This is a genomic window from Marinovum sp. E3 (assembly GCF_055755275.1).
Map to the genome: position 1 here is coordinate 2,881,742 of NZ_CM146908.1, position 20,991 is coordinate 2,902,732.

The window sequence follows — 20,991 nt, forward strand, 5'->3', positions numbered from 1 at the left end:
AACGAAACACGCACGGGTTCGAATCGGTCGAACCCGCGGGAGACTTCCGAATATTCGGTGAACAGCGCGAACGCAAGACCCCTCAGGAGGGTTTCGCGTTTTCTTGACATCCGCCGAGTGTGACAAAAACCGGCGGGCTGGTCAAGCAGCGAGGGCCGTTGCATAGCGGCCCTGAACGCCAATGTTGTCGAAAATGCGCGTGATCTGACCGCGGCAACCGTCACTTTTCCGCTTGCGCGCCTCACGGGATCGTGACGTGCGCCACAATGGTCACTTCACGCTCAACCGGCACAACAGGGTGTTGCTCTGCTCCAGGTCGGGGCCCCAGATCAGCGCCGCCTCTTCGGCCCAGTCGATCTCGTCATAGCCCTCCTTCGGGCCGACCTCCTCTTCGGAATAGACGCTGGCGGCGGTCCAGCCCGAGGCATCGAAGCCCGCATGATCCCAGCCGACCGGCTCGTCCTCCGCCTCGAACCCGCAGGGCGCGCTGCCCGCCACCGGCGTTTCCTCGGCGGCACAGGATTTGTCGAGCGGCGCGGTATGGATGACGCGGCATTGCCAATCGGCGTCGCTGACCGCGACCAGCTCGCCCGCCGCGTCGCGGATCTGAAGGATCAGCCCGCCGTCACCCATCTGCTGCCGATCGGTGCCGATATACTCGAGACCGGTATCGTCCTGCCTGTAGTCCATCGCCACCACCCCGATCACGAAGGGCCGGTCGGCATCGAAGCTGAAGCTTTCGGCGTTGAAAGACCGTTCGGTGCTGATCGGCACACTGTCTTCGGCAACGGTTTCGCCGTTGATCCGCATCTCGAACCAATTGTCGGCCCAGACATCGGCCTGGAATGTTTCAGCCGAGAGCGTGCCCGAGGACATAGCAAGCAGGGTTGCGGCGGCAAAAATACGGGTCATGAGGTCATCCTTGTCACTGGTAAGGGCCGGATACGCGGCTGTGCCCTGTTGATCCGAAACGATAGGTGGGACCGGCAAAAAAACAAGCGCCCCCGAAACGGAGGCGCTTGCGCTAATCCAACCCTGAGGCGGAGACCCGGAGGATGTCCGGCGTGACCCCGCCGTCAGGCCGCGATCACTTGAGCTCGACTTCGGCGCCAGCTGCTTCCAGCTTGCCTTTGATCTCTTCGGCTTCTTCTTTCGAAACCTGCTCTTTGACAGCCTTGCCGCCGGCTTCGACCAGCTCTTTGGCTTCTTTCAGGCCCAGGCCGGTGATGCCACGGACTTCTTTGATGACGTTGATCTTCTTGTCGCCTGCGGCTTTCAGGATCACGTCAAATTCGGTTTGCTCCTCAGCAGCCGCGGCGCCTGCGCCGTCTGCCGGGCCGGCCATCATCACTGCGCCGCCAGCTGCGGGCTCGATGCCGTACTCGTCTTTGAGGATGGTTTTCAGTTCTTGTGCTTCCAGCAGGGTCAGACCAACGATCTCTTCTGCCAGTTTCTTCAGATCAGCCATTTTTGACTCTTTCCGTATCTAGATGTGTTCCAACGTGTGGGCGCATGCCCCACGAAAGTCTTCGGTTTGCCTTACGCCGCTTCGGCCTTTTCCTCGATGGTCGAGAGGATGGAAGCGATGTTCGAAGCAGGTGCGCCAATGGCACCGGCGATGTTCGAAGCAGGTGCGCCGATCATGCCCGCGATGGTAGCAATGAGCTCATCACGCGACGGCATTTTCGACACGGCCTCGACACCGGCACGGTCCAGAGCGTTTTCACCCATTGCACCGCCAAGGATTTCGAACTTCTTGTTCTCCTTGGCGAAGTCCTCGGCGACCCGGGCTGCTGCCACGGGGTCCTCGGAATAGGTGAGCACGGTCATGCCCGAAAGGTAGTCAGCAATGCTTGCGCAGGGCTTTCCCTCAAGGGCGATCTTGGCGAGCCTGTTCTTGGCGACACGTACAGCACCACCCGCATCGCGCGCACGCGAACGGAGGTCTTGCATCTCGGCAACCGTGAGACCTTCGTAGTGGGCAACCACCACGACGCCAGAGCTTTCGAAGATCTGGCCGAGTTCGTCGACCAATTTCTCTTTCTGGGCTCTATCCACAGTTTCACTCCAATTGTGGGGGTTTCCCCCCGGCTCGGTTCTGCCGGGCTTGCACCCGGCGTTCAGGTCCTTTTTACGGGGGTCCGCCAAGAACGCCCGAGGCGCAAAGCCCTCGGCCAATCTGGTCTTCTCCCGTCTCAGGCAGGAAATTAAGCCGCGGATTTGACCCGGGGCACCCACCGTCTCGGACGAAATGTACCACGCGGCCCGAATCGGACCTGCGGCACAGGTGCGTGCAGTAAGACGGATCGGGGCCGGGATCAAGGCCCGAGTAGGCTCGGCGCCTTTCCGCCTCTGCCCCCCTGTCGCACAGGAAACCACTGGCGCCAACCCGCTACATCTGACAGTCTAGTATCCCAGATAGCTTTCCCGCTATCTCGATCACAGCATTTGGGAGGACACTGTGAACCACCTTCTTCGGAATTCCATTCTGCTGGGCGTCGCCTCGGTTTTCGGGACGCAGGCCTTTGCCAATACCGCGTGTGACGGTATCGGCAGCCTGACCATCGTCTCGGCGACCGACGACGGCCTCTACGAGGAAACCCACGGCCCCGAGAACACGATCGATGGCAATTTCGACCCGGATTCGCGCTGGTCGAACCAGGGCCAGGGCACACCGAAAAGCCTGCTGCTCGATCTCGGCGCCGAGCAGACTGTGAAATCGCTGGCGATTGCCTGGTACAAGGGCGACAGCCGCAAATCCACCTTCGAAGTCGAGACCTCACCCGATGGCGCGCGCTTCGAAACCGTGCGGGCCGAAGGCCAGTCGGGCGGCGGAACGCGGGATCTCGAGCGCTACGACATCGCGCCGGTTCAGGCGCAGTACCTGCGCATCAACGCAAAGGGCAACGAGGCCAACGACTGGAACTCCATTGTTGAAGTGGCGGCCTATGGCTGCGGCACACCGGTGGACAAACCCGACCAGCCGGTGCTGACCGAGCGGCAGGGGGCCGGGCTGTACGGCCTCGACCCTGAAAAGACGCCGGGCGAGAATTTCGACCTCGCGGGCTGGTACGTGACCACCCCCGCCGATGATGACGGCGACGGCACGTCCGACAGCGTCTATGAAAACGAGCTTGCCGCCGGCTGGACCGACCCGCGCTATTTCTACACCGATCCGGCCACTGGCGGCATGGTGTTCCGGGTGACACCGGCGGGGGCCAAGACCTCGGCCAATACATCTTATACCCGCACCGAGCTGCGCGGCATGCTGCGCCGGGGCGATTATGCCATCCAGACCCGGATCGAGGGCGGATATCCCAACAAGAACAACTGGGTCTTTTCCTCGGCCCCGTTTTCGGCCCAGGCTGCATCGGCGGGCGTCGATGGCACGTTGCGCGCCACGCTCTCGGTCAATCAGGTCACCCGCCAGGGCAAGGCCTATCAGGTCGGCCGCGTGGTCATCGGGCAGATCCACGCCAAGAACGATGAGCCGATCCGGCTGTACTACCGCAAGCTGCCGCAGAACAAATACGGCTCGATCTATTTCGCGCATGACCCCGAGACCGGCAAGGAGGTCTGGGTGGACGTGATCGGCGGCCGGGGCGACCGGATTGCCAACCCCGAGGACGGCATCGCGCTGGACGAGATCTTCAGTTACGAGATCAAAGTCACGGGCAGGCCCGAGGGCGACCGGATCATTCCCATGCTGCACCTCAAGATTATCCGCGACGACGGGACGGAGGTGTCGGCCGAGCCTTTCGACATGCGCGACAGCGGATTTTCCGTCGAGGACGAGTTCATGTTCTTCAAGGCCGGCGCCTATACCGGCAACAACACCAGCCCCGCGCCCGAGACCGATTTCGACCGGGTGATCTTTTACGCGTTGGACTACACGCACGACGCGCCGCCGGCCGACGGACCGCCGCTGACCAAGACCACCGCGCAACGCTCCCCGGCGCCGGCTGCCCCGGCCAGCCCCGGCATCGTGTTTGACGACAGTTTCGCCGATGGCGGCCGCGACGACGGCTCTGACGCCAGCGACAGCAACTGGTGGACCACCTCGAACAGCAGTTCGATCGAGGTCTCCCAGGGCCGGCTGGGCCTGGTCTCCGGCGGCTCGGGCCGGGGCATCCGCACCACCTTTGCGCCGCAGATGCTGACCGAGGGGCATACGCTGAAGGCCAGTTTTACCTTCGAGACGCCGGCGACCACAGGTCACGACCGGGGGGCCGCCTTCCGCGTCGGGCTGTTTGATACGCTGGGCCGTGGCGCGCTCGAGGGCGACCTTTCGGCCTCGTCAAAAAGCCCGAATGCCACGTATGACGGGCTGCCGGGGTATCTGATCACTTACGACGTCAACACCGCCGAAGCCGCCAATATCGAGGTCCGCAAGCACAACGACCAAGCTCTCGGCCGGCTGCTCGGCGGGCTCGACGCATGGGACATGCTGGGCGAAGGCGGCGCGTCCTATCGGTTCGCGGCCGGTCAGACCTATACCGGCACGCTCGCGGTGGCAAAACGCGCCGAGGGCGTCGAGATCACCGGCACGCTGATGCAGGATGGCGAAGTGCTCAGCACCTTCAGCCAGATCGACCCGGGCAGTGATATCGACACCCTGGGCATGCTGGCCTTTCACGTGAACTCCAAGACCTTCGGCTCTTCCAAATCGCCGGGCGAGACCGACAATGGCCTCGATTTCACCAATGTGAAACTGGAAGTGCTGGCCGAGTGATCTGCCGCCAGGATCATGGCAAGGGCGCCCCTCGCGGTGCCCTTGCTGCACCCCAGAGAGCTCAGGCAGCGCCGGCAACCGCGGCGGGATCGGCCGGCGCGGCATCCAGCTTGGCCAGAAGCGTCTTTTTCGACACCGGCTTGCCGATCACGTCGTTCATGCCTTCTTCCAGGTAGCCGCGCCTTTGATGTTCCATGATATTCGCGGTCACCGCGATGATACGCACCGGCGGCCGGTCGTTTGCCGACTCGAGCCGGCGAATGCGGCGGGTGGCCTCGATCCCGTCCATCACCGGCATCTGGATATCCATCAGGATGATGTCAAAATCCGTGGCCTCGACCGTGGCCACCGCATCGGCGCCATCGGCGGCCTCGGCAATTCGGCTGGCCCGATCTTTGAGAAAGCGCCGCAGCAGCAGCCGGTTGGTGGCATTGTCATCGACCACCAGCACCCGCGGCCCGGCGCGCGATGCGGCGTCCGGCGCCGGCCCGGCGTCCACCGCGGCGGCGGCCGTATCGGCGGGGTCGACCGCGGGCAGATCGAGATCGAACCAGAAGATCGCGCCCTCGCCCACCGCGCTCTCGAGGCCGATGTCGCCGCCCATCGCCTCGATCAGCTGGCGCGAGACCGACAGGCCGAGGCCGGTGCCACCGTGTTTGCGGGTGATGCTGACATCGGCCTGGGTGAAAGGCCGGAAAATCATCGCCTGGTCTTCCGGCGCGACCCCCGGCCCGGTGTCACGCACCGATATGCGGATGCGGTCGGTGTCGGGCAGCCGCTCGGCGGTGATCCGAACTTCGCCCTCGGCGGTGAATTTCAGCCCGTTGCTGATCAGGTTGTGCAACACCTGCCGCAGCCGCGTGCCGTCGCCCATCACCCGGCGCGGCAGGTCCGGCGCAAGCTCGGTGCGCAGCCGCAGCCCCTTGTCCCGGGCGGTGGATCGATAGAGCGCATGGGCAACCCCGATCGCCTCGGCCAGATCGAAGGGGCGGCGATCGATCACCAGTTCGCCGGCCTCCACCTTGGCCAGGTCGAGCACATCGTTCAGCGTGTTCAGAAGCACCTCGCCGGATTGCCGGATGATCTTGACGCAGGCGGTCTGATCGGTGTCGAGCCGGGTTTCGGCCAGCTCGCCCGCCATGCCGAGGATGCCGTTCAGGGGGGTGCGGATCTCATGGCTGACATTGGCCAGAAAGCGGGTCTTGGCCTCGCTGGCCTGGGCCGCCGCCTGCCGCAGCCGCATCTCGCGCTTCTGCGCCACGCCGGCATAGATGATCTCGGCGATGACATACATCACCAGCAGGCCCATCAGCGCGACGATCAGCGTCTGCAACCGTTCGGAACCGGCATCCTCGAGCGTGCGCAGGGTCAGCTCGGCAAAGCTTCGGTTCTGGAAAGTGGCCAGCCAGATCACGCGCAACTCGCGTGCGATACCCGACATCTCTTCGGCGAGGCTGACCGCGACCCGCGGCGGGATCAGCGGCCGCTCGAAGATCGCCTCTTCCTCGGCAGCAAGCAGCGCGCGGAACCGGGTCAGGATCTCGCGCATCTCCTCGGTCGCTCCGACGGCGGTGTTGTCGACCACATCGACCCGGCTCCAGAGCAGCTCGAAGCTGAATTCCACATCGGCGCGCTTGACCTCGCCGGTGGCATGCAACCGCAACGCCATCGAAAAGCGCAGCGTCTCGAACACCAGCTCGCTGACCTTCCAGGAGGTCGCCGAAACCCGGTCCATCGCGCGCTCCTTGGTCCGGGTCATATCCGCCTGCTGCGCGACAAAGAGCACCGCAAGCGCCACGATCACGGCGACCGCCACAATCGCGCGGATGCTGCGCCCATGCTCGACCAGCGCGCCCTTGACCGCGGCCAGCCGGGTCACGGCCCGACGTGCACCTTTGCCAACTGCCAGACCATCTGGTTGTCAAACGGCGCATCCGCCGCCTCGGTCTCGGTCAGCGGAAAGACAATCCAGATCGGGCCCTTGTCGCGAATTCGCATCGGCCGCCCGGCATGATCCATCGCCAGCAGCGCCCCATGTCGCACCGCCAGATCGCGGGGAAAGGAAACCGCGTAATCGTTCAGCGCCGTCACCGTCAGAGTATCGCCACGGGCCTGCGCCGCCGCCAGCACCGATGCCAGGGTCGGCCCGGCAAAGACCTGCGGCCCCTCGGTGAAGGAGGTGAAGGTCTCGATCTCGCGCCAGTCCAGCGCCATGAGCATGTCGCGGTCGAACTCGGCCATGTCTTCGGTGTTGGTGGCCGAGATATCGCCGGAAACGGTAAGCAGAACCCGCCCCTCCGGCGCGGAAAGCTCGGCCCGGGCGGCGGGCACCGCGCAGGCCATGGCCAGAAACAGGGTTGTCAGGATCTTGGGTAACATGGCGCAGCTCTCCTTTGTCGCCGGTGTCGAAAACGCCGGCAGGATGCGCGCAATTGCCTAAGAAACCCTTGCCCAAAAACGAAAAAACGCGCCCCAAGGGACGCGTTTTTCCTTAAATCTTGAAACGGATTATTCGGCGTTGGCCGATTCCACCGCCACCGACACGCCCGGGCCCATGGTCGAACTGAGCGAGATCTTCTTCATGTAGGTGCCCTTGGCGCCGGCCGGCTTGGCTTTCGACACGGCACCGACAAAGGCGCGCACGTTCTCGGCCAGTTTCTCGGCATCGAAAGAGGCTTTGCCCACGCCAGCGTGCACGACACCGGCCTTCTCGACCTTGAACTGAACCTGGCCGCCCTTGGCGGATTTGACCGCTTCGGCCACATCCATGGTCACGGTGCCGACCTTGGGGTTCGGCATCAGGTTGCGCGGGCCCAGAACCTTGCCCAGACGGCCGACGATCGGCATCATGTCCGGGGTGGCAATGCAGCGATCGAACTCGATCTTGCCGGATTGCACGGTTTCCATCAGGTCCTCTGCACCGACGATGTCGGCACCGGCGGCTTCGGCTTCCTCGGCCTTGGCGCCACGGGCAAAGACGGCGACGCGCACGGTCTTGCCGGTGCCGTTGGGCAGGCCGACGACGCCGCGGACCATCTGGTCGGCGTGGCGCGGATCGACGCCGAGGTTGACGGCGATTTCGACGGTTTCGTCGAATTTCGCGTTGGCATTGCCCTTGATCAGGTCAATCGCCTCTTCGACCGAGACGTTTTCCTTGCCGGCAAAGGCTTCGCGGGCGGCGCGGCTGCGTTTTCCAAGTTTCGCCATCTTACTTCACCTCGATGCCCATGGAGTTGGCCGAGCCAACAATGATCTTCATCGCCGCTTCGATATCGTTGGCGTTGAGATCCTTCATCTTCGCTTCGGCGATTTCACGCACCTGCTTGACAGTGACCGAGCCCACGGTTTCCCGCGACGGGGTCTTGGCGCCGGATTTCAGCTTGGCGGCCTTCTTCAGGTAGTAAGACGCGGGCGGCGTCTTGATGTCCATGGTGAAGGACTTGTCCTGATAGTAGGTGATCACGGTCGGGCACGGCGCGCCGGGCTCCATGTCCTGCGTCTTGGCGTTGAACGCCTTGCAGAATTCCATGATGTTGATGCCGCGCTGACCGAGCGCGGGGCCGACGGGCGGCGACGGGTTGGCTTGCCCTGCGGGCACTTGCAGCTTCATGCTGCCGACGAGCTTCTTGGCCATTGGCCTTCTCCTTTGTCATCGGCGGGTTTGAAACCCACCCTATGAGACCGGAACGCGTTCCGGGCTCCTGCTAGCGTGGTGGGGCTCCGGCACGCGTGCCCTTGCCTCCCACGAACGAACGGACCTTGCGGCCCGCAGGGTGGGTGTTCAACCCACCGCTCCCTCAGCCCTGTTTCGAGACCTGAGTGAATTCCAGTTCCACCGGCGTCTCCCGGCCAAAGATCGAGACCGACACCTTGAGGCGCTGGTTGTCCTCGTCGACCTCTTCGATCATGCCGTCGAAATCCTCGAACGGTCCGTCCGAGACCTTGACCTTCTCGCCGACCTCGAAGTGGATCAGCGTGCGCGGCGTCTCTTCGCCTTCGGCAACACGGCCCAGGATCGCCTCGACCTCGGCATCGCGCATCGGCATCGGGCGGCCCTGCGGGCCGAGGAAACCGGTGACGCGGTTGATCGAGTTGATCAGGTGGTAGCCCTGGTCCGACATTTCCATCCGCACCAGCACATAGCCCGGCATGAAACGGCGTTCGGTCGTCACCTTCTTGCCACGGCGGACCTCGATCACCTCTTCGGTGGGCACCAGAACCTCTTCGATCTGATCCTCGAGCCCCTGCTCTTCCACCGCTTGCTTGATCTGTTCGGCAATCTTCTTCTCGAAGTTCGAGAGGACGCTGACCGAATACCACCGTTTTGCCATCTGGCGCTCACCTTGCGTTGACCCGGCCTGCCCGACCGAAAGCGTTTTTGTTCATTGCCATGGGCCTGGCCCGGCATGAGTCCCGGAAACAAAAAATCGGCGCGTGAACCGAATCGCCACGCGCCAGATGTCTTGGGATGGCGGCTGTTTACTGCCCCATCGGAACGATTTCAAGGGGGCTTACCCCAGCCCGAGCCGATACATGACGGCCTTAATCCGGTCCTTGCGGCGCCACATGTCGCCGGCCACCACCCGGCGCATCTCCTTTTCGGAGATCTGCCAGGTCGCAAAGCTCACCCGGTTCTTGGCCGCCGGCAGCCGTACCACGGTGGGAAAATGCGTCGCAATGCGGGCCTGCCACCACTCCGGCGGCTGCACCGTCGCATGGGCGTTCTCGCCACTGTCGAGCACCTTGGAAGCCGGTGCCGTGGCGATATTGAAATAGGCATGATCGGTCAGCCCACGCACGTCCGAGATCAGCAGGTCCACCTCGGTCTCGTCGAGATGCTCGAGCACGTCGGTGTTCATCACCAGATCGGCCTGCGCCACCGGAAGCGTCTCGAGGCCGGGAATGGCCGGATCATAAAGGTAATGCGTCAGCCCCAGCTTTTTTGCCACCCGCTCGGCCGCCTGCGATTTGCCGCAGCCGAAATCCAGCAGCGTCTTCGGCTGCCAACCCGGGGTGGTGGCCTGACCGGCGCGCACCGCATCGGCGATCAGCCCGACCAGCTTTTGCGACGAGCGGCCGTACCGCGGATCGGTGCGGTGGATCTCGCGGTAATGGGCCAGATTGCGCGTTGCGGAACTCTTCAGATCTGCCATGGGACCTCCTTGACCTGATGGAATACCCAGCCTCCCGGGCGCAAGGCCCGGACCGGCTGGCAGCTGACATGCCCCGGCCGCCGCGCGGCGCGGGAGCGGGAGGTCAGCCGAACATGTTCAGGACAGCCTGAAGCCCGCCGCGGATCAGCAGATCGACGATGGCAAAGAAGATCGCCGTCAGGGTCGCCATGATGAATACCATCACCGTGGTCAGCAGCACTTCGCGGCGGGTGGGCCAGACGACCTTGGCGATCTCGGCGCGCACCTGCTGGATGAACTGAAGGGGGTTGGTCATTGCCATTGGTCTGTCCTTGCAAGGGTCAGGGGGCGACTTACGCGCCTCGCCGACAGATTTCAAGGTCCGCCGCACCGGCTTTGCCGGCGAGGCCTGCCTGTTTTCTAGGCAGCGACGGTCAATTACGCACCAGCGACACCCGCCATCTGTGGCGCCTTGGCTGCCGGCTGCCTAGTCTTTGAGCATGACTCGCGCCCTGCCCCTCCTCGTGTTCTCCGATCTCGACGGCACCCTGCTCGATCACGAAGGCTATTCCTTCGCCCCCGCCTGGCCCGCGCTGGCCGCGCTGGCAGAGATCGGCGCCGGCGTGGTTCTCGCCACCAGCAAGACTGCCGCCGAGGTGGCACCGCTGCGCGCGGCACTCGGCCTCGCCGGCTGGCCCGCCATCGTCGAGAACGGCGCCGGGCTGCTTGCGGCGGGCGCCGAGGCGGGCTTTGACGACAGCGCCTATCGCGCCATCCGAAAGACCCTGCGTCAGTTGCCGCAAGGGTTTTGCGCCTTCGACGGTTTTGGCGACATGAGCGACGCCGAAGTCGCCCGCGTCACCGGGTTGCCGCGCGCGCAGGCCGCCCTCGCCCGGCGCCGCGAATTCAGCGAGCCGGGGCGCTGGACCGGCACGCCGGCCGGGCTGGAGAAGTTTCTCTCCAGCGCCGGCAAGGCCGGGCTGCACGCCCGGCGCGGCGGCAGGTTTCTCACGTTTTCCCACGGTCAGACCAAGGCCGATCAGATGGCGGCGCTGATCGCGCAATACACGCCGCGAATGACGCTGGCGCTCGGCGATGCGCCCAACGACATTGAAATGCTGGAAGCGGCCGATCGCGGCGTCATCATCCCCAACCCCCACAGCCGCCCCCTGCCGCGCCTGCCGGGCGAGGACAGCGGCCGGGTGCGCCGCGCCGAAACGCCGGGACCGGAGGGCTGGAACGCCGCCGTGCTGGCCCTAGTACAAGACGTGAAGCACAACAAAGAGGCGCCTTCAGATGGCTGATTTCCACCAGAACGGCAATATCACCACCCTGCACAATCTGCGCACCCGCGAGTTGCACGATCTCGAATACGAGCTGACCACCTATGCCCAGACCCGGCGCATTTCGCTGATCCTGCTGTCGCTCTATTCCGAGCTTGAAGGCGCGGCGCTGCCGCACATCCTCGAAGAGCTCTCGCATGTGCCCTACCTGCACCGGATCATCATCGGTCTCGACCGCGCCGACGAGACCGAATACCGCCATGCCCGCAAGTTCTTTGACCGGCTGCCGCAGACCCATACCGTGATCTGGAACGACAGCCCGCGGATGCAGGCGCTGGATGCAAGGCTGGCGCGCCACGGGCTGGCGCCGCAGGAACAGGGCAAGGGCAAGAACGTCTGGTCCTCGATCGGCTATCTCATCGCCTGTGCCGACAGCGCAGTTCTGGCACTGCACGACTGCGATATCCTGACCTATGAACGCGAGATGCTGGCGCGGCTGGTCTATCCGGTGGCCAACCCGTCGTTCCCCTACCAGATGTCCAAGGGCTATTACCCTCGAATCGGCGGCGACAAGCTGAACGGCCGGGTCACGCGGCTGCTGGTATCGCCGATCCTGATCGCGCTGAAAAAGGTGATCGGCGACCGCGACTATATCGACTACCTGCGCTCCTTCCGATATCCACTCTCGGGCGAGTTTGCCATGCGCACGCCGATCCTGCCCGACTTGCGCATTCCCTCGGACTGGGGGCTGGAGATCGGCACGTTGTCGGAGGCCTGGCGCAACCTGGCGCCGAAATCGGTCTGTCAGGTCGAGATCTCGGACGCCTATGACCACAAGCACCAGGATCTCTCGCCCGAGGATGCCAGCAAGGGGCTGAGCCGCATGTCGACCGACATCTGCAAGGCGATCTTCCGCAAGCTGGCGGCCGATGGCACCGTGTTCACACCCAATGTCTTTCGCACGCTCAAGGCCACCTATTACCGCACGGCGCTCGACCTGCTCGACAGCTACGCCAATGACGCGACGATGAACGGGCTCAGCTTTGACCGGCATCGCGAGGAAAAGAGCATCGAACTGTTTGCCGAGAACATCATCTCGGCCGGTCAGGTCTTTCTCGACAATCCGCACGAGACGCCCTTTATCCCCACCTGGCACCGCGTCCACGCCGCCGACCCGAGCTTCCTGGCTGATCTGCGCACTGCCGTCTCTGAGGACGAGGCCGAATTCGACCCGGCCTGAGGCGCCCCCTTTACCAGCGGTTGGTAATCCAGCGGCATTGATAGGGTGCAAAGACGGTATCTTCGCCGTTGGCGTCGATCTCTTCGCCTGTCAGCAGATCGAGCCAGGTCTCGCCTTCGATCAGGTTCACCGCCGTGGGCGAGACGCGCAGCTCTTCGTCGCTGACATTGTGCAGCGCAAAGATCGACTGGTCGCGGTCGAGGCTCTGCCGCCAGAGGCCGAAAACACGTTCGTCCAGCGACAGGGTGAACTGGGTGGCATTAGGGTGGAAAGCCGTCTGCCGGGCACGCAGCTTCAGCCGCTCGGACATCCGCCGCAAGACCTCGGAGTTTGTGCTCTCGGGATCGTCGAGCTTCTCCAATAGCGTCGGGTAATCCCAGCGATGCCGGTTGATCGCCCGGTTCATGCCGCGCCGCGCGACCGCCTCGTGATCGTTCGGTGTGGCCAGCATCGAATGGATATAGAAGGCCGGGATGCCTTCGAGCGACATGACGATGGTCTGGGAACAGAGGAAACGGTCGATGTGATGCTCGTCTTCGCCCTTGAAGGTGCGGCGCACCGCCTCGAAGAAGGCACAGTTCAGTTCGTAGGGCTCCTGGCCGCCGCCAGGCAGCGAGCGCATCGAGACCAGCCCGCCGGCGGCCTGCGCCGTCTCGATCATGCGTGCCTTTTCCTGCGCTGGCAACACGCCGTCGGCCGGGCGCATGCCGATGCCGTCGTGGCTGGCGGTGAAGTTGAGATAGGCACAGCCCAGTTGCGCCGGCGGCATCGCGGTCTGCCAGCGGTGCAGAAAGCGGGCACTGCCGGATTGCATCGCATGCAGGATCAACGGTGGCAGCGGGAAGTTGTAGACCACATGCGCCTCGTTGCGGTTGCCGAAATAGCTCAGGTTCTCGGTCCGGGGCACGTTGGTCTCGGTCAGGAGCACCACTGTCTCGGTGGCGAAATCGCACAGCAGTCGCATCAGCTGCACCACCGCATGGGTCTGGCGCAGGTGGATGCAGGAGGTGCCGATCTCCTTCCACAGGAAGGCCACCGCATCGAGCCGCAGGATGCGCACGCCGTTGTCGATATGCAGGCGAATGATCCGCAGCATCTCGATCAGCACCTCGGGATTGCGGAAATCGAGATCGACCTGATCGTGGCTGAAGGTGCACCAGACATGGCGCGGGCCTTGCGGCGTCTCGACTTCCTGCAACAGCGGCGTGGTGCGCGGGCGGACCACTTCGTTCAGGTCGTCCTCGGGACTGGCCTCGAAGAAATAGCGATCATAGGGCGCCTGCCCCTGCCGGTAGGCATTGAACCAGGGACCTTGCGAAGAGACATGGTTCAGCACCAGATCGGACATCAGATGGAATTCATCGGCGATGCGCCGGATATCGGCCCAGCCGCCCAGTTCGGGATTGACCGCGCGATAATCGGTGACGGCAAAACCGTCGTCGGAGGTATAGGGAAAGAACGGCAGGATATGCACGCCGTTGACCACGCCCTTCATCTTGCGCAGCAGGAAATCATGCAGCAGGTCGAGCGGCTTGTGCTGACCGTCGACGATCGAATTTCCATAGGTGATCAGCACCGCGTCATGTTCCGACCAGAGCTTGTTCGACGGCACCCGGCCGCGTTTGCGGCGGTGGGCGTCGTCGGGCCAGAAGGCCTCGATGATCTGGCTCGAAAGGATATGCGCGTCGAGATCGGGATAGATTTCCTGGACCAGCTTGGTCAGTCGGGTGGAGAATGTGGCGGAGGGGGACGCCATGCGCTGGTGATCTCCTATTGATTACCTCGGGCGGTCAGCCTTTGCCGAGGATTGACGCCCTTCGGCCGGGTGGAGTCAATTCCGGCGCCAAGTGACCGCAACCTGAGCGGGCAATGTCGCGGCAATTCCTTCGCGCTGCTCAGATTTTCAGCGTAGTGGCCGCTCCGGTCGAGTGCAAGCCAACGCCTGGCGCACTTCGCTCGGACTGGTCCGCGCATCGCATGTCATGGGAAAATGGCAGGGGCAGCAGGGTTCGAACCCGCGACCTACGGTTTTGGAGACCGTCGCTCTACCAGCTGAGCTATACCCCTGTGGCCGGGTGACCGGATACTACCGGCGAGATTCGAAATCAACCCCGATTTTTCTGCCGGAGACCCGCGACACCGACAATATGTAACGTGCCGACGCTCACTTTCCGTCGCTGCGCGTCACCGCGCCGTGAGAAGTTATTTCAGAATTCCATGTGCATGAGTGCACAAATAATGTTTACGCCTCATGACAGCCGGCTTTCCGGCCTTTCGGTTCACGCTCCGGTCTCCCGTCTGTGCCACCAGATCGTGAAAAACCGCTTGTTTTCACCCCCTTGGAAGCCGTTGTGCAAGTTTCAAGTCCACAAGTTGGTGAGCCGGCGTGAGCCAGAGCGTGATTTGAGAACCGCCGCGGCATCCCCCAGTTTGATTGGTGTCGGAGGCGACCACCGACTTCGAACAGAAACGCCCAGACGGGCACCATTGAACTGAGGAAACGACAATGAAAAACATCATCGCAATCACCGCTCTCGTTCTGGCAGGGGCTGCCACCACCGCATCGGCTGCAACCGTGGCCAACTCCGTGGCAGAACGCACCATCCAGCAATACGCGCCGAACGCTGACCTGTCGCAACTCTCCGAGCGCCAGATCCTCGTCATCCTGAACGCGATCAACTCCGATGAATCGCGCAGCGAAGTCACCTCGACCGTGCGCTCGCTGGTCAACAACGCAGGCTGACCCCCTGCCCTCGATTGCCGTTCTGCCGGAACTCCCCCGGCAGAACAGCCCCAAAAACCGGCCCCTCGGGCCGGTTTTCTAGTTTCGGGATACTGGTTTAGCCCGGCCTCGGGTTGCCCGTCCGAACGCTACAGCTCTCTTGCCAAAACTAATCGGTATCGCAATGGTGAGAGCCTCGTTTCCTTTCAAAATCAGCGCATTATCCCTGTCTAGTGCAGATTCCGAACACGGCCACAAACATTTTGTTTACCGGGCTTTGGCGGCATTTGCATTGAGACCGGCGCCGAGCGCGCCAGTTCGTGGTGGGCTGGTGGCACTCAACGGCCGCCAAACGAGTAACCAAGTTCCGGTCCTCTGGGCCGTTTACCGAAAGGACAAGACATGAAACGCATTCTCTACGCAAGCGCCATCGTTCTCGCCGGTGCGTCCGGTGCGACCGCCGCCACCATCGAAGCGACCGAGCAGAACCTGCTGGCGATTCAGAATTTCGTGCCCGAAGCAACCATGGCCGACCTTCAGGCCATGACCGATACCGAAATCCGGGTGATCCTGAACGCGATCAGCTCGGGCGACTCGGGCAGCAACAAGGCTGCGACCGTGCGCTCGCTGTTCGAAGACTCCAGCGCAATGGATATGGACAGCATGGCGACCAGCGAATTCGCCAACGAGACCAACCTGGCCAAAATTCAGGCGTATGTGCCCGAGGCCACATTGGCGGATCTCCAGGCGATGGAAAACGAACAGATCGCCGGCATCCTGAATACCATCTCGTCCGGTGACGATGGCGGGGACAAACGCTCCACCGTGCGCGCGCTCTTCGAAGGCGACGACTCGATGATGATGAACGCCGAAGCGACGAGCGATTTCGTCAACCAGACCAACCTGGCAAGGATTCGGACCTTTGCGCCCGAGGTCACGCTTGCCGATCTCGCGCGCATCGGTGACGAGGAAGTCGCCGTGATCCTGAACATCCTGTCCAGCGACGCAAGCGAAGGCGACAAACGCCAACGCATCCAGGCGCGTTTCGAATAACGCCAGCCATATTGCGCCCGGCGCCTGACGCCCGGGCATTGAGCAAGGGCCGGCCTCCCGACGGAGGCCGGCCCTTTGCGTCTGCGTCCAGCCGCGCCAAGCACCGGACAAAGAAAAACCCCCGAAGCGCACGCCCGGGGGTCCAATTCTCTTGTGTCCAAAGCTGGGTTGCTCAGAGCAAACCTTCGCGCTGGGCTTTCTTGCGCGCCAGTTTCCGGGCACGGCGGATCGCTTCAGCTTTCTCGCGCGCTTTTTTCTCGGACGGCTTCTCGAAATGTTGCTTGAGCTTCATTTCGCGGAATACGCCTTCACGCTGCAGCTTTTTCTTCAGGGCACGAAGCGCCTGATCGACATTGTTGTCGCGAACACTAACCTGCATGTGGTTTTCACCACCTTTCTAAGTTTGAGTTGCAAGGAAATTGCAGGAAGTCGCCATATAACAAGCCCACCCCGCTTTGTCCAGTGGCGCGGTGCCGCAGCCGCTGGCTGGCTTGCAGCAGGGAACAAGCCCCGCCCTCGCATGGTTGAGCCAGTCCCCGCCTGACGCGGGAAGAGGCCAATCCAGGTCAGCGGTCCGCCCGACACCGCCGCCGCCTGGCAGCGATGGCCAGTCCGGCCAAGCGGCGCAGGATGCGGCTTTCGCTGCCGCGCCGGGCGCGATAACCTCGGCCCGACAGGAGATCCAGAGATGACGCAAACCCCGGTGGAAGACAGGCTGTTGGCGGCAATGACCTCGCATGTGCCCTTTGACGGCTGGAGCGAACCCGCCTTTCGCGCAGCGATCGCGCAGAGCGAAGTCAACGAAACGGTGGCCCGCGCGCTTTATCCGCGCGGCGCGGTGGATCTGGCGCTGGCCTATCACCGCAAGGGCGACAGCGCGATGATCGCGCGGATCGAGCAGGCCGACCTCTCGGCGATGCGCTTTCGCGACCGCATCGCCTTTGCCGTTCGCGCCCGGCTCGAGGCGGTCGAGGACAGGGAACTGGTGCGGCGCGGGATGACGCTGTTTTCCCTGCCCAACCATGCGCCCGAAGGCGCCCGCGCGATCTGGAACACCGCCGATGCGATCTGGACCGCGCTTGGCGACACATCAGACGACGTCAACTGGTACACCAAGCGGGCCACGCTGAGCGCGGTCTACAGCGCCACGGTGCTCTACTGGCTGGGCGACGACACGCCCGACCACCATGCGACCTGGGAGTTTCTCGACCGCAGAATCGACAACGTGATGCAGGTCGAGAAGGTCAAGGCGCAGGCCCGCGGCAACCCGGTACTGTCCAAGCTCATGGCCGGACCGGATATGCTGCTGTCGCGCCTGCGGGCGCCGAAACCGCCGTCAGGCTTTCCCGGGCGCTGGCGGCCACAAGATACCGAACATTGAGGGACACGAGATGACCAAGATGATGCAGGCGGTGGAAATCACCGCCCCCGGCGGGCCGGATGTTCTCCAACTCACCGAGCGCCCGGTGCCGGAACCGAGCCCCAACGAGGTGGTGATCCGCGTGGCCTGGGCCGGGGTCAACCGTCCCGACGCGCTGCAACGCGCCGGCTCTTACGCGCCGCCGCCCTCGGCCAGCGACCTGCCGGGTCTCGAGGCTTCGGGCGAAATCGTGGCCATCGGCACCAATGTCAGCGACTGGGAGGTGGGCGACCGCGTCTGCGCGCTGCTGCCCGGGGGCGGCTATGCCGAATATGTGGCGACACCGGCCGCCCACTGCCTGCCGATCCCAAAGGGCATGGAGCTGAAACAGGCCGCCTGTCTGCCGGAGACCTATTTCACGGTCTGGTCGAATGTCTTTCGGCGCGGCGGCTTGCAGGCCGGCGAGCGGTTTCTCGTGCACGGCGGCTCTTCCGGCATCGGCACGACGGCGATCCAGCTGGCGCAGCACTTTGGCGCGCGGGTCTTTGCCACCGCCGGATCGGCCGAGAAATGCCGCGCCTGCGCCGATCTGGGTGCCGAACGGGCGATCAACTATCGCGAAGAGGATTTTGTCGAGGTGCTGCGCGCCGAGGGCGGGGCCGACCTGATCCTCGACATGGTGGGCGGCCCCTACATCGTGCGCAATCTCAAGAGCCTGGCCGAGGACGGGAGGCTGGTGCAGATCGCCTTTCTGCAAGGCCCCAAGACCGAGGTCAACTTTGCCCCGCTGATGACGCGCCGGCTCACCATCACCGGTTCGACCCTGCGGCCGCAGAGCGATCTGGCCAAGGCGCGGATTGCCGAGGATCTGCACCGCGAGGTCTGGCCGCTTCTGGACACCGGCCGCATCGGCCCGGTGATGGACAGCGATTTTGCCCTGGCCGACGCCGCCGCCGCCCATGCCCGGATGGAGGCCGGCGGCCATATCGGCAAGATCGTCTTGCAGGTTGCCGGATGAGCGACGACCAGCCCGAGCGCATGACGCCGCTCACGCTGTTGCAAGAGCACGCAGTGCGCGACAGCTTCGAAACCTTTCGCGAGGCGATGACCGGCGCCATGCTGTTTCCGCGCAAGGCCGGGCTTCGCAAGTATTGCGCCAAGCAGGCCTTGGCCACCCATGGCGCCCGGAGGCTCTATGCCGAGTTCGGCGTCTGGCGCGGCCATGGCGTCAACCTCTTCGCCCGGATGCTGGAGCCCGAGGGCGGCCATGTGACCGGCTTCGACAGCTTCGAGGGGCTGGAAGAGGATTGGACCGGTCATTCCCGGGGTGGCGAGGCCGGGCGCTACAATCTCGACGGCGTGCTGCCGGAAGTGCGCAGCAACGTGACGCTGGTCAAGGGCTGGGTGCAGGACACCGTGCCGGGCTGGCTGGTGCAGCAGGGCGAAACGCCTTTCGCCCTGGCGCATTTCGATATGGACACCTATACGCCCACCGCCTTCGTGCTCGCGCAGATCAGGCCGCGGCTGGTGGCTGGCTCGGTGCTGCTCTTCGACGAGCTCTACGGCTATCCCGGCTGGCGCCACCATGAATACAAGGCCCTGCGCGAAGCGCTGCCCGAAGACAGCTATCGCTTTGTCGGCTTTTCCGAACAGGCCGTCGCGATCGAGATGACGCGCGCGCTGTGAGGCACCCGGGTCAGGCCAGGGCGGCGCGGGTCACTTCCTGGCCTTGGGCCTGGCGGCGAAAGGCGGTCCAGACCACGATGCCCACCTGGGGTTCGATCAGCGCGATCAGCGCCGCCAGACGGCCCGATATCCGGCGCCGCCGCGAAAGCCCCATCCGACGCAGGAAGAACCGCACCTCGACCGACGACAGCGGCGCGGCGGCGGCATCCTCGACCGTGACATCGAATCGCGCGCGGCCCATCAGCAGATCGCGGCAGAGCGCCCGGATCTCGGCCCGCCGTTCCCGCAAGGCGTCGCAGGCGGCCCAGGCCTCTCTGGCGCAGGCAAAGGCCTGCGCCGGATCATGCGCCACCGCGTGAAACGCCAGCGGCCGCTGGATGTGCTTGACCAGCCAGATCATCTGGCCGTCATCGGTCACGCCGCGCCGGGCAAACATCATGCCGCTTTCGGAGAACACGCAGTAGGACATGTCCACAAACATCCGCACCCAGAGCTCTGATTGCCAGTCCATGTCGCCGGGCGTGGCCTGAAACCCCGGATAGCCGGCCGGGAGCAGCCTGCGCTCGACCGCGAGCCGCGCCCGGCGGGCTGCGGCCTTGTTGGCCTTGAAAAATCTTTGCATTTTATCACCTCGAAATATCATGCGCCGGCCGCCGGGAATGAACGGGTAATTCCGTTCAGGCCGCCTGCGCATGGAGATCATGCAAGACTTGGTGAAAATAATCCAGTCAGGGATTCCCGACCGTGCCCGCCTAGCGCAGCTTGGGCGGCACGTTTCGGGGCGCATTGGCGGCGCGGACAAAGGCGGCCATCTTTTCGGCATCCTTGATACCCGGCGCGCTTTCCACGCCGCTGGCCACGTCGACCTGGGTCGCGCCGGTCATGGCGATGGCGTCGCCCACATTGTCGGGCGTCAGCCCGCCCGCCAGCATCCAAGGCACCGGCCAGCGCCGCCCGGCGATCAGCCGCCAGTCAAAGGTCAGCCCGTTGCCGCCTGGCAATTCAGCGTTCTTCGGCGGCTTGGCATCCACCAGAAGCTGATCGGCGACCCGGCCGTAAGCCTCCAGCGGCGGCAGGTCCTCCGCATCGGCCACGCCCAGCACCTTGATCACCGGCAGGCCGTAGCGCGCTTTGATCTCGGTCACCCGCTCGGGGCTCTCCTGCCCGTGCAGCTGGATCATGTCGAGCGGCATGCCGCCGGTAATGGCATCAAGCAGCGCGTTGTCGGGGTTCACCACCAGAACGACCTTGGCGATCCCCAGCGGCACATCCAACGCCAGTTGCCCAGCGCTGGGAATGTCGAGGTAGCGCGGCGATTTCGGAAAGAAGTTGAAGCCGAGATAATTGGCTCCAGCCGCGGCGGCGGCGGCCACGTCCTGTGGCCGGGTCAGGCCACAAATCTTGGTGCGGACATCGTTCATGCGCGGCCGGTCAGCTTGCCTCGTCGAGCAGGGCAAGCACCTCGTCCTCGCCCGCATGCTTCTCGGCCCGAAGACGCCGGAGCTGACGCTTGAGCTCCTTGATCTCGCGGTCCTTGCGGGCGCTTTCGGCGCGCTGCCTGAACTCGCGCAGCCATTCCCAGACAAAGCCGATCAACAGGCCGGCAGCCACCCCGGCAATGATCACCACAAAGAGCGGCAGATCGATCGCCTGGTTCATGCCGGCCAGCGCCGCCAGCCCCGAGGGCAGCAGCGTCAGGGTGACGATATCCCGGTTGGCCACGGCCACGGCAACCAGCGCCAGGGCCACGATCGCCAGAAAGGCGTATTTGATGTACCGCATG

General features: G+C 64.0%; 23 protein-coding genes and 1 tRNA gene. 8 read left to right on the forward strand and 16 right to left on the reverse strand.

What is annotated here, in order from left to right:
• Positions 1-270: 270 nt before the first annotated feature.
• The 3 genes from AC0J5K_RS14130 to rplJ all read right to left on the reverse strand — a co-directional run bounded on the left by AC0J5K_RS14130 (position 271) and on the right by rplJ (position 2,058).
• Positions 271-912: a PEBP family protein gene (locus AC0J5K_RS14130; RefSeq protein WP_274564063.1), complete on the reverse strand. Its 642-nt coding sequence runs from the start codon at positions 910-912 to the stop codon at positions 271-273.
• A 175-nt stretch (positions 913-1,087) separates the two neighbouring features.
• Entirely contained in the window at positions 1,088-1,468 is a 381-nt protein-coding gene (gene rplL / locus AC0J5K_RS14135) for a 50S ribosomal protein L7/L12 (RefSeq protein ID WP_048532949.1), read from the reverse strand.
• A gap of 71 nt (positions 1,469-1,539) precedes the next feature.
• Positions 1,540-2,058, reverse strand: coding sequence for a 50S ribosomal protein L10 (gene rplJ / locus AC0J5K_RS14140; protein ID WP_048533964.1), 519 nt, complete (start codon positions 2,056-2,058; stop codon positions 1,540-1,542).
• Between the two features lie 403 nt (positions 2,059-2,461).
• Here rplJ and AC0J5K_RS14145 point away from each other — a divergent pair, with 403 nt between their 5' ends.
• Positions 2,462-4,732, forward strand: a complete 2,271-nt coding sequence (locus AC0J5K_RS14145) for a polysaccharide lyase family 7 protein (protein WP_274564066.1) — start codon at positions 2,462-2,464, stop codon at positions 4,730-4,732.
• A 61-nt stretch (positions 4,733-4,793) separates the two neighbouring features.
• On the opposite strand, the gene AC0J5K_RS14150 is transcribed toward AC0J5K_RS14145, so the two are convergent.
• From AC0J5K_RS14150 to secE, 7 genes are all read right to left on the reverse strand, one after another.
• A complete protein-coding gene (locus tag AC0J5K_RS14150; RefSeq protein ID WP_274564068.1) occupies positions 4,794-6,611 on the reverse strand; it encodes an ATP-binding protein in 1,818 nt (605 codons plus the stop codon).
• Entirely contained in the window at positions 6,608-7,111 is a 504-nt protein-coding gene (locus tag AC0J5K_RS14155; protein ID WP_074840282.1) for a putative pterin-binding protein, read from the reverse strand. Before AC0J5K_RS14155 ends, AC0J5K_RS14150 begins: the two co-directional genes overlap by 4 nt.
• 129 nt (positions 7,112-7,240) lie before the next feature.
• Positions 7,241-7,939 carry a 50S ribosomal protein L1 gene (gene rplA / locus AC0J5K_RS14160; RefSeq protein ID WP_048532953.1) on the reverse strand — a complete coding sequence of 233 codons (699 nt, stop codon included), beginning with the start codon at positions 7,937-7,939 and terminating at the stop codon, positions 7,241-7,243.
• Between the two features lies 1 nt (position 7,940).
• Positions 7,941-8,366: a 50S ribosomal protein L11 gene (gene rplK / locus AC0J5K_RS14165; RefSeq protein ID WP_048532954.1), complete on the reverse strand. Its 426-nt coding sequence runs from the start codon at positions 8,364-8,366 to the stop codon at positions 7,941-7,943.
• 163 nt (positions 8,367-8,529) lie between these two features.
• On the reverse strand, positions 8,530-9,063 hold the full coding sequence (gene nusG / locus AC0J5K_RS14170; RefSeq protein WP_048532955.1) for a transcription termination/antitermination protein NusG: 534 nt from the start codon (positions 9,061-9,063) through the stop codon (positions 8,530-8,532).
• A 180-nt stretch (positions 9,064-9,243) separates the two neighbouring features.
• Positions 9,244-9,885, reverse strand: coding sequence for a hypothetical protein (locus AC0J5K_RS14175; RefSeq protein WP_048532956.1), 642 nt, complete (start codon positions 9,883-9,885; stop codon positions 9,244-9,246).
• A 103-nt stretch (positions 9,886-9,988) separates the two neighbouring features.
• Positions 9,989-10,186: a preprotein translocase subunit SecE gene (secE, locus tag AC0J5K_RS14180; RefSeq protein WP_048532958.1), complete on the reverse strand. Its 198-nt coding sequence runs from the start codon at positions 10,184-10,186 to the stop codon at positions 9,989-9,991.
• 178 nt (positions 10,187-10,364) lie between these two features.
• Between secE and AC0J5K_RS14185 the strand changes: the two genes are divergently transcribed.
• Positions 10,365-11,168: an HAD-IIB family hydrolase gene (locus AC0J5K_RS14185; protein WP_274564079.1), complete on the forward strand. Its 804-nt coding sequence runs from the start codon at positions 10,365-10,367 to the stop codon at positions 11,166-11,168.
• Entirely contained in the window at positions 11,161-12,387 is a 1,227-nt protein-coding gene (locus AC0J5K_RS14190) for a glycosyltransferase family protein (RefSeq protein ID WP_274564081.1), read from the forward strand. The genes AC0J5K_RS14185 and AC0J5K_RS14190 overlap by 8 nt, the downstream gene beginning before the upstream one ends.
• A gap of 10 nt (positions 12,388-12,397) precedes the next feature.
• Here AC0J5K_RS14190 and AC0J5K_RS14195 read toward each other — a convergent pair whose 3' ends face one another.
• Together AC0J5K_RS14195 and AC0J5K_RS14200 are read right to left on the reverse strand one after the other, a co-directional pair.
• A complete protein-coding gene (locus AC0J5K_RS14195) occupies positions 12,398-14,143 on the reverse strand; it encodes a sugar phosphorylase (RefSeq protein ID WP_274564083.1) in 1,746 nt (581 codons plus the stop codon).
• Between the two features lie 235 nt (positions 14,144-14,378).
• Positions 14,379-14,454 (reverse strand) — tRNA-Trp (locus AC0J5K_RS14200).
• 439 nt (positions 14,455-14,893) lie between these two features.
• Between AC0J5K_RS14200 and AC0J5K_RS14205 the strand changes: the two genes are divergently transcribed.
• Positions 14,894-15,130, forward strand: a complete 237-nt coding sequence (locus tag AC0J5K_RS14205) for a hypothetical protein (protein WP_048532963.1) — start codon at positions 14,894-14,896, stop codon at positions 15,128-15,130.
• 381 nt (positions 15,131-15,511) lie between these two features.
• Positions 15,512-16,162 carry a hypothetical protein gene (locus AC0J5K_RS14210; RefSeq protein WP_048532964.1) on the forward strand — a complete coding sequence of 217 codons (651 nt, stop codon included), beginning with the start codon at positions 15,512-15,514 and terminating at the stop codon, positions 16,160-16,162.
• Between the two features lie 172 nt (positions 16,163-16,334).
• Here the strand turns inward: AC0J5K_RS14210 and rpsU are convergent, their stop codons facing one another.
• Entirely contained in the window at positions 16,335-16,541 is a 207-nt protein-coding gene (gene rpsU, locus AC0J5K_RS14215; protein WP_005614280.1) for a 30S ribosomal protein S21, read from the reverse strand.
• Between the two features lie 309 nt (positions 16,542-16,850).
• Here rpsU and AC0J5K_RS14220 point away from each other — a divergent pair, with 309 nt between their 5' ends.
• Genes AC0J5K_RS14220 through AC0J5K_RS14230 form a run of 3 tightly spaced genes read left to right on the forward strand, consistent with a single transcriptional unit; the run spans position 16,851 to position 19,208 of the window.
• Entirely contained in the window at positions 16,851-17,543 is a 693-nt protein-coding gene (locus AC0J5K_RS14220; protein WP_048532966.1) for a COQ9 family protein, read from the forward strand.
• Positions 17,544-17,553: 10 nt separating this feature from the next.
• Positions 17,554-18,540, forward strand: a complete 987-nt coding sequence (locus tag AC0J5K_RS14225) for an NAD(P)H-quinone oxidoreductase (RefSeq protein WP_048532967.1) — start codon at positions 17,554-17,556, stop codon at positions 18,538-18,540.
• Positions 18,537-19,208: a class I SAM-dependent methyltransferase gene (locus AC0J5K_RS14230; RefSeq protein WP_048532969.1), complete on the forward strand. Its 672-nt coding sequence runs from the start codon at positions 18,537-18,539 to the stop codon at positions 19,206-19,208. The genes AC0J5K_RS14225 and AC0J5K_RS14230 overlap by 4 nt, the downstream gene beginning before the upstream one ends.
• 10 nt (positions 19,209-19,218) lie before the next feature.
• On the opposite strand, the gene AC0J5K_RS14235 is transcribed toward AC0J5K_RS14230, so the two are convergent.
• The 3 genes from AC0J5K_RS14235 to AC0J5K_RS14245 form a co-directional block, all read right to left on the reverse strand.
• The gene (locus AC0J5K_RS14235) at positions 19,219-19,830 is read right to left on the reverse strand and encodes a hypothetical protein (RefSeq protein ID WP_048532970.1); all 612 of its coding nucleotides are present in this window, start codon (positions 19,828-19,830) and stop codon (positions 19,219-19,221) included.
• A 130-nt stretch (positions 19,831-19,960) separates the two neighbouring features.
• The gene (locus AC0J5K_RS14240) at positions 19,961-20,629 is read right to left on the reverse strand and encodes a phosphoribosylanthranilate isomerase (protein ID WP_274564087.1); all 669 of its coding nucleotides are present in this window, start codon (positions 20,627-20,629) and stop codon (positions 19,961-19,963) included.
• Positions 20,630-20,639: 10 nt separating this feature from the next.
• Positions 20,640-20,990, reverse strand: coding sequence for a LapA family protein (locus AC0J5K_RS14245; RefSeq protein WP_048532973.1), 351 nt, complete (start codon positions 20,988-20,990; stop codon positions 20,640-20,642).
• Between the last annotated feature and the right edge of the window lies 1 nt (position 20,991).

Coding starts and splice junctions, on each gene's coding strand:
- rplA (WP_048532953.1), bottom strand. CDS start 7,939: ATGGCGAAACTTGGAAAACGCAGCCGCGCCGCCCGCGAAGCCTTTGCC.
- AC0J5K_RS14175 (WP_048532956.1), bottom strand. CDS start 9,885: ATGGCAGATCTGAAGAGTTCCGCAACGCGCAATCTGGCCCATTACCGC.
- AC0J5K_RS14220 (WP_048532966.1), top strand. CDS start 16,851: ATGACGCAAACCCCGGTGGAAGACAGGCTGTTGGCGGCAATGACCTCG.
- AC0J5K_RS14230 (WP_048532969.1), top strand. CDS start 18,537: ATGAGCGACGACCAGCCCGAGCGCATGACGCCGCTCACGCTGTTGCAA.
- AC0J5K_RS14240 (WP_274564087.1), bottom strand. CDS start 20,629: ATGAACGATGTCCGCACCAAGATTTGTGGCCTGACCCGGCCACAGGAC.
- rplL (WP_048532949.1), bottom strand. CDS start 1,468: ATGGCTGATCTGAAGAAACTGGCAGAAGAGATCGTTGGTCTGACCCTG.
- nusG (WP_048532955.1), bottom strand. CDS start 9,063: ATGGCAAAACGGTGGTATTCGGTCAGCGTCCTCTCGAACTTCGAGAAG.
- AC0J5K_RS14130 (WP_274564063.1), bottom strand. CDS start 912: ATGACCCGTATTTTTGCCGCCGCAACCCTGCTTGCTATGTCCTCGGGC.
- AC0J5K_RS14225 (WP_048532967.1), top strand. CDS start 17,554: ATGACCAAGATGATGCAGGCGGTGGAAATCACCGCCCCCGGCGGGCCG.
- AC0J5K_RS14205 (WP_048532963.1), top strand. CDS start 14,894: ATGAAAAACATCATCGCAATCACCGCTCTCGTTCTGGCAGGGGCTGCC.
- rplK (WP_048532954.1), bottom strand. CDS start 8,366: ATGGCCAAGAAGCTCGTCGGCAGCATGAAGCTGCAAGTGCCCGCAGGG.
- rpsU (WP_005614280.1), bottom strand. CDS start 16,541: ATGCAGGTTAGTGTTCGCGACAACAATGTCGATCAGGCGCTTCGTGCC.
- AC0J5K_RS14185 (WP_274564079.1), top strand. CDS start 10,365: ATGACTCGCGCCCTGCCCCTCCTCGTGTTCTCCGATCTCGACGGCACC.
- secE (WP_048532958.1), bottom strand. CDS start 10,186: ATGGCAATGACCAACCCCCTTCAGTTCATCCAGCAGGTGCGCGCCGAG.
- AC0J5K_RS14155 (WP_074840282.1), bottom strand. CDS start 7,111: ATGTTACCCAAGATCCTGACAACCCTGTTTCTGGCCATGGCCTGCGCG.
- AC0J5K_RS14245 (WP_048532973.1), bottom strand. CDS start 20,990: ATGCGGTACATCAAATACGCCTTTCTGGCGATCGTGGCCCTGGCGCTG.
- AC0J5K_RS14235 (WP_048532970.1), bottom strand. CDS start 19,830: ATGCAAAGATTTTTCAAGGCCAACAAGGCCGCAGCCCGCCGGGCGCGG.
- AC0J5K_RS14210 (WP_048532964.1), top strand. CDS start 15,512: ATGAAACGCATTCTCTACGCAAGCGCCATCGTTCTCGCCGGTGCGTCC.
- AC0J5K_RS14195 (WP_274564083.1), bottom strand. CDS start 14,143: ATGGCGTCCCCCTCCGCCACATTCTCCACCCGACTGACCAAGCTGGTC.
- AC0J5K_RS14190 (WP_274564081.1), top strand. CDS start 11,161: ATGGCTGATTTCCACCAGAACGGCAATATCACCACCCTGCACAATCTG.